The organism is Janthinobacterium sp. SUN206, assembly GCF_030587305.1.
Classification (GTDB): domain Bacteria; phylum Pseudomonadota; class Gammaproteobacteria; order Burkholderiales; family Burkholderiaceae_D; genus Janthinobacterium; species Janthinobacterium kumbetense.
Window position 1 is genome coordinate 16,518 of the sequence record NZ_JAPWIB010000007.1, and the last position, 10,363, is coordinate 26,880.

At 62.2% G+C, this 10,363-nt stretch carries 13 protein-coding genes; 5 read left to right on the top strand and 8 right to left on the bottom strand.

Features of this window, described 5'->3' with window-relative positions:
• Positions 1-41: 41 nt before the first annotated feature.
• From O3300_RS27335 to O3300_RS27345, 3 genes are all read right to left on the bottom strand, one after another.
• Entirely contained in the window at positions 42-1,226 is a 1,185-nt protein-coding gene (locus O3300_RS27335) for an isovaleryl-CoA dehydrogenase (RefSeq protein WP_077398251.1), read from the bottom strand.
• A 124-nt stretch (positions 1,227-1,350) separates the two neighbouring features.
• Positions 1,351-1,755 carry a MerR family DNA-binding transcriptional regulator gene (locus O3300_RS27340; RefSeq protein WP_251351570.1) on the bottom strand — a complete coding sequence of 135 codons (405 nt, stop codon included), beginning with the start codon at positions 1,753-1,755 and terminating at the stop codon, positions 1,351-1,353.
• Positions 1,756-1,849: 94 nt separating this feature from the next.
• Positions 1,850-2,224, bottom strand: a complete 375-nt coding sequence (locus O3300_RS27345; protein ID WP_251351519.1) for a hypothetical protein — start codon at positions 2,222-2,224, stop codon at positions 1,850-1,852.
• A 244-nt stretch (positions 2,225-2,468) separates the two neighbouring features.
• Here O3300_RS27345 and O3300_RS27350 point away from each other — a divergent pair, with 244 nt between their 5' ends.
• Complete coding sequence (locus O3300_RS27350; RefSeq protein WP_034753756.1) at positions 2,469-2,876, top strand: hypothetical protein; 408 nt, start codon at positions 2,469-2,471, stop codon at positions 2,874-2,876.
• Between the two features lie 89 nt (positions 2,877-2,965).
• A complete protein-coding gene (locus O3300_RS27355) occupies positions 2,966-3,292 on the top strand; it encodes a hypothetical protein (protein WP_077398249.1) in 327 nt (108 codons plus the stop codon).
• A gap of 152 nt (positions 3,293-3,444) precedes the next feature.
• Here O3300_RS27355 and O3300_RS27360 read toward each other — a convergent pair whose 3' ends face one another.
• The 5 genes from O3300_RS27360 to O3300_RS27380 form a co-directional block, all read right to left on the bottom strand.
• Positions 3,445-4,059 (bottom strand): UbiX family flavin prenyltransferase, encoded by a 615-nt coding sequence (locus tag O3300_RS27360; protein WP_305054658.1) that lies wholly within the window; start codon positions 4,057-4,059, stop codon positions 3,445-3,447.
• Entirely contained in the window at positions 4,052-4,363 is a 312-nt protein-coding gene (grxD, locus tag O3300_RS27365; protein WP_034753766.1) for a Grx4 family monothiol glutaredoxin, read from the bottom strand. The genes O3300_RS27360 and grxD overlap by 8 nt, the downstream gene beginning before the upstream one ends.
• Positions 4,364-4,468: 105 nt before the next feature.
• On the bottom strand, positions 4,469-4,939 hold the full coding sequence (locus O3300_RS27370) for a GNAT family N-acetyltransferase (RefSeq protein ID WP_305054659.1): 471 nt from the start codon (positions 4,937-4,939) through the stop codon (positions 4,469-4,471).
• Between the two features lie 4 nt (positions 4,940-4,943).
• Positions 4,944-7,292, bottom strand: a complete 2,349-nt coding sequence (locus tag O3300_RS27375; protein WP_251351522.1) for a Tex family protein — start codon at positions 7,290-7,292, stop codon at positions 4,944-4,946.
• A 92-nt stretch (positions 7,293-7,384) separates the two neighbouring features.
• Positions 7,385-7,765 (bottom strand): hypothetical protein, encoded by a 381-nt coding sequence (locus tag O3300_RS27380; protein ID WP_305054660.1) that lies wholly within the window; start codon positions 7,763-7,765, stop codon positions 7,385-7,387.
• 260 nt (positions 7,766-8,025) lie between these two features.
• Here O3300_RS27380 and O3300_RS27385 point away from each other — a divergent pair, with 260 nt between their 5' ends.
• Genes O3300_RS27385 through O3300_RS27395 form a run of 3 tightly spaced genes read left to right on the top strand, consistent with a single transcriptional unit; the run spans position 8,026 to position 10,188 of the window.
• Positions 8,026-8,688, top strand: a complete 663-nt coding sequence (locus tag O3300_RS27385) for a secretin and TonB N-terminal domain-containing protein (RefSeq protein ID WP_305054661.1) — start codon at positions 8,026-8,028, stop codon at positions 8,686-8,688.
• 2 nt (positions 8,689-8,690) lie between these two features.
• Positions 8,691-9,248 carry an RNA polymerase sigma factor gene (locus tag O3300_RS27390; protein WP_035823145.1) on the top strand — a complete coding sequence of 186 codons (558 nt, stop codon included), beginning with the start codon at positions 8,691-8,693 and terminating at the stop codon, positions 9,246-9,248.
• The gene (locus O3300_RS27395) at positions 9,241-10,188 is read left to right on the top strand and encodes a FecR domain-containing protein (RefSeq protein ID WP_305054662.1); all 948 of its coding nucleotides are present in this window, start codon (positions 9,241-9,243) and stop codon (positions 10,186-10,188) included. Before O3300_RS27390 ends, O3300_RS27395 begins: the two co-directional genes overlap by 8 nt.
• Positions 10,189-10,363: the final 175 nt, after the last annotated feature.

The window sequence follows — 10,363 nt, forward strand, 5'->3', positions numbered from 1 at the left end:
ATAAATAGCTCTTCACCCAGTCGATCGCCGCGCGCCCGTGCTTACTTGGTTTCCGCAAACAGTTCGCGGCCTATCAGCATGCGGCGGATTTCGCTGGTCCCGGCGCCGATTTCGTACAGCTTGGCATCGCGCCACAGGCGGCCGGCCGGGAATTCGTTGATGTAGCCATTGCCGCCCAGGGCCTGGATCGCTTCGCCCGCCATCCACGTCGCCTTTTCCGCACTATACAGAATGGCGCCGGCCGCATCCTTGCGCAACTGGCGCACGGCTTCCGGCGTGGTGGCGCGGTCGCACGCCTGGCCGACGGCGTACACATACGCCTTGCACGCCATCATGGTTGAATACATATCGGCCAGTTTGCCCTGCATCAACTGGAATTCGCCGATGGGCTGGCCGAATTGCTTGCGGTCATGCACGTAAGGCACGACCAGGTCCATGCACGCCTGCATGATGCCCAGCGGGCCGCCGGACAGCACGGTGCGCTCGAAGTCGAGGCCCGACATCAGCACGTTGACGCCCTTGCCCAGGCCGCCCAGCACGTTTTCGGCCGGCACTTCGCAATCCTGGAACACCAGTTCGCCCGTGTGCGAGCCGCGCATGCCCAGCTTGTCGAGCTTTTGCGCGATGGAAAAGCCCTTGAAATTTTTTTCGATCAGGAAAGCCGTCATGCCGCGCGGACCCGCTTCCAGGTCGTTTTTCGCGTACACCACCAGCACGTCCGCGTCGGGGCCGTTGGTGATCCACATCTTGGTGCCGTTCAAGACCCAGCGGTCGCCCTTGAAGTCGGCACGCAGCTTCATGCTGACGACGTCCGAGCCCGCGTTCGGTTCCGACATGGCCAGCGCGCCGATGTGTTCGCCCGTGATCAGCTTCGGCAGGTACTTGGCCTTTTGTTCGGCCGTGCCGTTGCGCTTGATCTGGTTCACGCACAGGTTCGAGTGGGCGCCGTAGGACAGGCCGACGGAAGCCGAGGCGCGCGAAATCTCTTCCATGGCGATGATGTGTGCCAGGTAACCCATGCCGGCGCCGCCGTACTCTTCGCTGACGGTAATGCCGAGCAAGCCCATGTCGCCCATCTTGCGCCACAGGTCCATGGGGAACTGGTCGGTGCGGTCGATCTCGGCCGCGCGCGGCGCGATTTCGGCGGCGGCAAATTGTTGGATCGCTTCGCGCAGGGAGGCGATGTCTTCGCCGTGGTCAAAGGTCAAGCCTGGGAGATGGAGCATGTCGTCCTCGTCGTTATAAGTGTGGCGGTCATGGATGCCGGGTCAGTGAAGCTATGATACTCAGTTGTGACGTTTACGTAAACGTAAAGCGATGCGCGCGCGGCCTGCGCCGCCGCATTGCTGCCTAGCTGGTTTGCGCCTGATCCAGGTTCAAGTCCGCCAGCATGTGCGCGCAAGCGTCTTCATGCGCGCTGATTTCCGCCAGCGCCATTTCGATATCGATGCGCTGCTGTTCCAGGGTTTGCCGGTGTTGCGCCAGCACGCCCAGGAAGCGGTCCATCTGCGCGCGCGTGTCTTTCGGCGACTCGTACATGTCGACCAGGCTCTTGATCTCCGACAGCGCCAGGCCCAGGCGCTTGCCGCGCAGGGTCAGTTTCAATCGGGTGCGGTCGCGCGGCGTGTAGACGCGGCTGCGCCCGCCCGCGCCTTCGCGTTTCGGACTGAGCAAGCCCTGGTCTTCATAGAAACGGATGGCGCGCGCCGTGATGTCGAATTCCCGCGCCAGTTCGGTAATGGTATAGGTCGTCATTGCTGCGGGCGGTGTCGGTTGCATGGGTGGTCGGTCGCTGGATGGGTGCTGCAGGGTAATGGGGGGCAAAGTGCCGTTTACGTCAACGTCAATACTATTGTAGCGTGCCCTGCCCGTGCTGCAACAAAGAAAAAAGAGGACCTGGACAGGGGAATTTGGCGAATAAGGCAACAGTTACTGAAAATAAATTGATTCTTCTGGCGCAAACGCGCTTAAGATCGAGAGTTGGTGGCCAAGATGACACCAAAAAGAGCTTTCCTGGCATAACAGCGACATTCTTTTCGCTGCGATGGCAGTAAAATTTTTCGGGCGCAGATTCTTTCCAGCCGGCACGATCAAAAAACAACGTTTCGCTCTGAGCACGTTGTTCGAATCGTTTCCATGTTGGAAACAAAATGGCCCTTCTGAAAACTTTGTCTACAAGAAATTGTATGACATGGGCATTGCGTACATCGGTAGAGGAGGGCATTATCCGATACCGTACGTTGTAATGCCAAACCGAGGCTTTGAATCGTGCTGCAGTGCGAAAATCAAGGCCAGCCGCGAATTTGACCCGAAGCCACGCAGAATCACAAGAGAAAATTCGGCCCACTTTTCTACCCGGAAAGCCCGGCCGGAGTGTTAATTGTTAATTGATACTCTTTTCAAATGTAACATTCTGTATGGTCATTCAAGAAACTGACTTTCATGTTACAACATGAAATAGTACACCTATGAATTCTTCTAACGAACGCGAAAGCTTCAGCCAGCGACTTCAGTTGGCTCTCAAAAACGCCCATTATTCTCCAGACAGCCCGACCAGACTGGCCCGGGAATTCAATATCCGTTTCGACGGGCGCCCGATTACCGTGCATGCAGCTAGGAAATGGTTAGTAGGTGAAGCAATTCCGACGCAAGAGAAATTGCGCATGATTGCCCAATGGTTGGGCGTTCCGGCGGAATGGTTGCGTTTTGGCGGCCCGGAAAGCGCCACGCCGAATGGCGAAGCGGGCAGCGCTTTGTCGCGGTTTGAGTCCGCCGATGTGAAATTAATTGCCGATTTGCAAAGATTAGATGAACATCATCGTCAAATCGCGCGAGAATTTATTCGCATGCTGGTCAGAGTCAACTACCAAAAGTAAGCATTCAGGCCATCCCCGGCCGGCGCCGTCCGCCTTTCGCTGGCGGCGCTCTTCCTGTCCTTTTATTTGCGCAACGTCATACTGGAGACATGATTTTGTCGCACAATAAGACCTCGCATGTTGCGCTGCAGCGGAATTATTTGACAATAATCCCGCACGCAGCGGCGCAGCGGCCAATACCAGCGCATAATCACATCAGAAGCAGCCAGTTCATCCACTACGGAGCCGAGCATTTGAGCCGTCTTATGAAAAGTAACTACAGCAATACCGCGCAGCTGAAGGACTTGATGACCGTGCCCCCCATGACTGCCGCGCAACATGCGGAAGTGATGCGCAAACGGATCGCCCACCGCAGGATGGTTGAAGAAGCCAGGGATTTGAAGCAGGCCAGTGCTCACCAGTTCGACAAGCGGTGAGGGAGGATGCCTGACCAAAGCTGCTGCGCGTCGGCATAGGTAGTTTGCGATGCTCACCGTACTAAAGTACGGTTGCGCTTCTCGACTACCTCTTCCTTCCGCTCGCTACGCTTTTGTCAGGCATCGTGACGTCAATTAAATCGTGACGCCAACTAGAGGATAGGGGTGTCGCCAGTGGACTTCAAACCATTCCACCGTGGCGCCAGGCCGTGCTCGATGCCCAGCAGGTCGATGACGCGCGCGACCGTATGGTCGACCATCTCCGCAATGCTGTGCGGGTGGTGATAAAAGCTGGGTAGTGGGGGGAAGATGATGCCGCCCATTTCCGTCACGGCCGTCATATTGCGCAGGTGCGCCAGGTTGAACGGCGTTTCGCGCACCATCAGGATCAGGCGGCGGCGCTCCTTGAGCACCACATCGGCTGCCCGCGTGATCAAATTATCCGACAGGCCATGGGCCACGGCCGCCAGGGTCTTCATCGAGCACGGTGCGACGACCATGCCATCCGATTGAAACGAGCCGCTGGCGATGCTTGCGCCGATGTCGCGCAGCTTGTGCACCACGTGCGCCTGCGCTTCGATATCCTTGCGCCCTACGCCCGTTTCCTGGTGCAGGGTCAATACGGCCGCATCGGACAAGACCAGATGCGTCTCGACGCCGGGGATGGCGCCGAGCAATTGCAGCAACCGCAAGCCATACACGGCGCCCGTGGCGCCCGTGATGGCCACGACGATACGGCGCGGCCGCTGCTGTTGACTATCAGGCATCGAGCAGGGACTTCAGTTCGCCCGATTCAAACATTTCATTCATGATATCGGAACCACCGATGAACTCGCCTTTGACATACAGCTGCGGAATGGTTGGCCAGTTCGAGTAATCCTTGATGCCTTGGCGCACTTCCGGGTCATCCAGCACGTTGACGGTAGCGATGTTTTCCACGCCGCATGCTTTCAGGATCTGGATGGCGCGGCCGGAAAAGCCGCACTGCGGGAACTGGGCCGTGCCCTTCATGAACAGCACGACTGGCGTGTTCGTCACGGTTTCTTTGATCCAGGTTTGTACGTCGCTCATAGCTGCCTCTGATGGGTAAATAAATAGATGCCGTCATTTTATAAGAAAACGCCGGCACGGGTATGCGCTCAAGTCATAAATCGGGCAAGTCAGCCACGTTGACGCTTATAACTGTTTGCCCAGGCACACCGATTGTGCCGCGCCCACGTATTTGCCCCAGGCAACGACGGGCGCATAGCCGTGTTTGGCATAAAACGCCACCGCGCGGGTATTCGCCACGCGCGTGGACAGGTGCAGCCGCGCATAGCCGAAGCAGCGCGCCTGCGCTTCCACATGGGCCAGCAGGGCCGCGCCCACGCCACCTTGGCCGGGGCGCGCATACATGCGCTTGAGTTCTGCCGTGGCGCTGTCCGGCCCGCCCAGCGGGCGCAGGGCCGCGCAGCCCAGCAGGTCACCGGCGGCATCGCGGGCAAGATAAAAGCCGCCGCGCGGCGTGGCCGCTTCGGCATCGAAGGAAGAGCGGCCGCTGTCGCCATTGATGCGCAGCAATGCGTCCGACAATTCGTCGAGCAGCCGCTGCGCATCCGGGCCGGCCGCGTCCGCCGCCAGGATGACAAGGTCCTGCCCGGCGGCCACGAACTTAACCGCGCAGCTTGGCGAACGCGGCGGCCATGCTGCCGGCCGGTTCCGGTGCGTTGCGCGACTGCGACTGGTGCTGCGCCATGCTGCGGCGGTCGTTGCGGTCGCCACGCTGTTCCGGCTTGCTGCCCGCCTGCGGCGCGCTATCCGTCAAACGCATGGTCAGCGCGATGCGCTTGCGCTTTTCATCGACTTCCAGCACTTTCACGCGCACGACTTGTCCTGCCTTCACCACCGTGTGCGGGTCTTTCACAAACGTGTTCGACAGGGCCGAGATGTGCACGAGACCATCCTGGTGCACGCCGATGTCGACGAAGGCGCCAAAGGCGGCCACGTTGGTGACCACGCCTTCGAGGATCATGTCCGGGCGCAAGTCGCGGATTTCTTCCACGCCTTCCTTGAAGGTAGCGGTGGTAAATTCCGGACGCGGATCGCGGCCCGGTTTTTCCAGTTCCTTCAAGATGTCGGAAATGGTCGGCACGCCGAAGGTGTCATCTGCATACTTGGCGGGGCTGAGGGTTTTCAGCAGGGCCGTTTCGCCGATGACGGCCTTGATATCCTTCTTGATATCGGCCAGGATCTTTTCCACCAGCGGGTACGATTCCGGGTGGACGGCCGAGGCGTCCAGCGGATTTTCGCCGCCCATCACGCGCAAAAAGCCCGCTGCCTGTTCGTAGGTCTTGTCGCCCAGGCGCGGCACGGCTTTCAAGGCCGCGCGCGAGGTGAACGCGCCCTTCATGTCGCGGTATGTGACGATGCTTTGCGCCACGCTGGCCGACAGGCCGGAGACGCGCGCCAGCAGCGGCGCCGACGCCGTGTTCACGTCCACGCCGACGGCGTTCACGCAATCTTCCACCACGGCATCGAGCGAGCGGGCCAGCTGGCTTTGACTCACGTCATGCTGGTATTGGCCCACGCCGATCGATTTCGGGTCGATTTTCACCAGTTCGGCCAGCGGGTCTTGCAGGCGGCGCGCAATCGACACGGCGCCGCGCAGGGACACATCCATGTCCGGCAACTCTTTCGAGGCGAACTCGGACGCCGAATACACCGACGCGCCCGCTTCCGAGACGACGATCTTCGTCATCTTCGCTTCCGGATGCTGCTTGATCAAATCCTGCGCCAGCTTGTCCGTCTCGCGCGAGGCGGTGCCGTTGCCGATGGAAATCAGGGACACATTGTGCTTGGCGGCAAGACGGCCCAAGGTGTGCAAGGAACCATCCCAGTCGTTCTTCGGCTGGTGCGGGTAGATCACGGCCGTGTCGACCACTTTACCCGTGGCATCGACCACGGCGACCTTGACGCCCGTGCGCAAGCCAGGATCCAGGCCCATGGTGGCGCGCTGGCCGGCCGGCGCGGCCAGCAGCAGCGCTTTCAGGTTGGTGGCGAAGACGTTGATGGCGTCGAGTTCCGAGCGTTCGCGCAGCGCGCCCATCAGTTCCGTTTCCAGGTGCATGAAGCTTTTCACGCGCCAGGTCCAGCGCGCCGTATCGGCCAGCCATTTGTCGGCCGGACGGCCCTGTTGCTTGATGCCGAAACGGGCGGCGATGCGGCCTTCGCACGGGTTGTGCGGCGCATCCCATTTCGGTTTTTCCGCTTCCGTATCCAGGCGCAGGGTGACGTCGAGGATGCCTTCGCGGCGGCCGCGCAGCAGCGCCAGCGCGCGGTGAGATGGCACTGTGGAAATGGTTTCCGAGTAATCGAAATAATCGGCGAATTTTTCGCCTTCGTCCTGCTTGCCTTCCACCACTTTCGATTCGACGATGCCGTGTTCCTGCACGTATTCGCGCAAGGTTTGCAGCAGCGTTGCATCTTCGGCGAAACGCTCCATCAGGATCTGGCGCGCGCCGTCGAGGGCCGCCTTGGTGTCCGCCACGCCCGGGTTGTTGCCGTCGGCACTCGTAAACGCTTCGCGCAGGAACTTGCCCGCTTCCATTTCCGGCGTCAGTTCCGGATTGTCCAGCAAGCCGTCGGCCAGCGGCATCAAGCCCGCTTCGATGGCGATCTGCGCCTTCGTGCGGCGCTTTTGCTTGTATGGCAGATACAAGTCTTCCAGGCGCGTCTTGTCTTCCGCGTGCATGACGGCGTCCAGCAGCTCGGGCGTCATCTTGTTCTGTTCCGTGATCGAGGCCACGATGGCGGCGCGCCGCTCTTCCAGCTCGCGCAGGTAGCGCAAGCGCTCTTCGAGCAGGCGCAGCTGGATATCGTCGAGGCCGCCGGTCGCTTCCTTGCGGTAACGGGCGATGAAGGGCACGGTGGCGCCTTCGTCGAGCAGTTCGATGGCGGCGGCAACCTGCACCGGTTTGGCGGCAAGTTCAAGGGCAAGACGTTGTTCGATAGTGGGCAGCATGGTTGTTTCCAGAGCGATCAAGCCTGGAATGATACGCAATCGGCGCGATTGCGCAATCTTGACAGCGCAAATGGACTGTGCGTTGACAACAGCTAACGGGGTGGCAGCAGCGGGGCCGGCAGCAGCGGGCTGGCGGGCGTCGGCGGCGGCGGGCGCTGCGGCGTGACGGATTTGCCAAAGGCATTGCCCATGCGGTGTTCGAGGGCGGCGCGGTTGTACAGGCCCAGCTGGTTCGACGGGCGCTGCACGATCGCTTCCGCGCCGGACAGGGCGGGCGGCTGCCGGTTCACGGTGTTGCTATTCGGCAATAATTTTTCATTCAAGCAAGACATCGATTGCGCGCGCTTGCCATTGACTTCCACTTCCACGCAACCCTTCTCGGGCGCGGCCGCCTTCACGACGACGGTGTGCTCGTCCGCCTGTGCGGACAGGGCGGCGCAGGCCAGCAGCAATAGTGATAACAGGCGTGCCATGGCGGCTCCCGCAGTGGTGGATCAGGCGTTCAGCATAGCAAGATCATATGTCGCGGCGATGACACAGGCCGGCATGCGGGCCGACGCCATGTCATGCAGTTGTCATTTTATGAAGCTACCATCTTGCCATTCTGCAGACAACATTGCAGTCAAGACACTTCATGAGCAGGATTTTTCGTTGATTCCCCTGGAAAATGACACTAAGCCACCGCCGCGCCGCAACGGGCAATGCCCTGTCCGCCTGCTTGCTGATGACATTCATGACATTGATGACATTCGTGCGGCCGGCTGCGGGCGCGGACGGTGCTGACGCCAGCGCGCACGCGACCCTGCGCTTCGACTTGCCCGCCCAGCCGCTCGATGCGGCTCTGGTGGCGTTCGGCGAAGTGACCGGGTATTCCGTGCTCGTCAGCAGCCAGCTGGCGGCCGGTCGCGTGGCAGCGCCCGTGCGCGGCGATTACACGCCGGCCGAAGCGCTGCAGCGCTTGCTGGCAGGCACGCAGCTGGGCGCGCGCTTCAGCGGCAGCAACGCGTTTACCTTGCTGGCGCTGGCCGACGCCCCCGTGGCGCCGGCGCCCGTGCCGGTCGAGGCCGCCCCTGCCGCGCTACCGTTGCAAGGCTATGCGGCCATCCTGCAGCGCTCGCTCACGCGCGCCCTGTGCCGCTTGCATCCGGACGCCTTCGGCCGCTACCGCCTGGCTTTCCAGCTGTGGCTTGACGAGCGGGGCAAGGTGCGCGCCGTACACGTGCTGGAGCCGAGCGGCGTGGAACAGCGCGACCGCGCCGTGCTGCAGCGTTTGCGCAGCCTGCTGATGGATGGCGCGCCACCGGCGGGCTTGCCGCAGCCGCTGACGATTTTATTGACGCCGCGGCCCGATCCGGATGCCGACTGCGCGCCCTACCTGCTGGCCGGGGCGCCCTGACCATGCCGGAATTGCTCAAAACCACCTTGCGCAAGCTGTTCCTGGAACGCTACGGACAGTTTCGCCGCCACTTGCAGCGCCGCCTGGGCTCGGAAGACCTGGCCAATGACGCGCTGCATGAAACGTATCTGCGGGTGGAACGGATGAATGCGCCCGAGGCCATCAGCTACCCGTCCGCCTACTTGATGCGCATCGCCATCAACATTGCGGAAGATCAACGCCGCGACAATGCGCGCCTGCTCAGCTTGCCCGATATCGACGACCTGTACGAGATGGCCGACGAGCTGGCCGACCCGGCCCGCACCTTCAGCGCGCGCGCCGAACTGGAAGAGCTGGAACGGGCCTTGCAGGAGTTGCCGAAACGCCGGCGCGCCATCGTCATCGCCGCCCGCGTCGACCAGTTGCCGCACCGCGATATCGCCGAGCGCTTCGGCATTTCCGCCCGCACGGTAGAGAAGGAATTGCGCGCCGGCCTGGAACATTGCTGCGAGCGCATGGGACGCGATTTCATTCAGCGCTTCGGTCCCGGCGCGGGAAAAACGTCTAAACATCATGACTGAACAAGCGGAAGACGACATGAGTGTCATCCAGAAGGAAGCGCAGGCGTGGGTCGTGCGCCTGGCCTCGGGCCAGGTCAGCGAGCGCGATGCGCAAGTGTTTCGCCACTGGTGTGCGCGCAGCCGCAAGCATGCCAACGCGTTTGCCGAGGCGCGCGCCGTGTGGGGCGCCATGGCGCCGGCCGCGCGCGCCGTCAAGCGGGCGCAGGCGCCCGTCAACACGGCGCGGCGCGCCTGGCTCGGCGGCGCCGTGGCCGCCTCGCTGGGCTTGCTGGTGCTGCGCCCGCCCATGGACCTGTGGCCGGCCGTCGCGGGTCTTGCCGCCGACTACGCCACGGGCACGGGCGAACAGCGCGAAGTGGCGCTCGATGGCGGCGTGCTGGTGCAGATGAATACGCAGACGCGCCTCGACGCGGCGCCCGTGCAGGACGGCGCCGCGGCGCTGGTGCTGCTGGCGGGCGAGGCGGAATTCCAGGCCGGCTTGCGCGGCGCGGCGCGCGTGCGCGTGCAGGCGGGCGACGGCAGCGTGTCGGCCGGCAGCGCCCGTTTCAATATCCGCCTGTTTGGCCAGGAAGTGTGCGTGACGTGCCTGGCGGGCCGCCTGCGCGTGGCGCAGGCCGGCAACGATGCGGAACTGGCCGCGGGCCAGCAGCTGCGCTACCGGCCCGAGCATTTCGGCATCGCCCGCGCGGTGGCCAGGGGCGACGTCAGCGCGTGGCGCCAGCGCTTGCTGGTGTTCAAGCAAAGCACCCTGGCCGAAGTGGTGGACGAGGTGAACCGCTACCGGCCCGGCAAGCTGATCCTCAATGGCGACGCCTTGAAACTCACGCGCGTGCAAGCGAGCTTTTCGCTCGACCGTCTCGACGACGTGATCGCCCTGATCCAGGACGCGTATGGCGCGCGCGTGACGCGGCTGCCGGGTGGCATCGTGTTGTTTGGCTAGCGATGCACGCCGATGGCATGCCGCCAATTATGACATTTTCATGACCTTTTGCAGTCCCGGACCTTGTTCCCTGTCAATGCTGCTGGAAGCCGCGAATCAGTGCCTGCCGCCCGCCCCCGTGCGTGCCGCGCGCCGCCTCGCGATATCGGTCAGCAACGGAACATGAAAAGGGAAT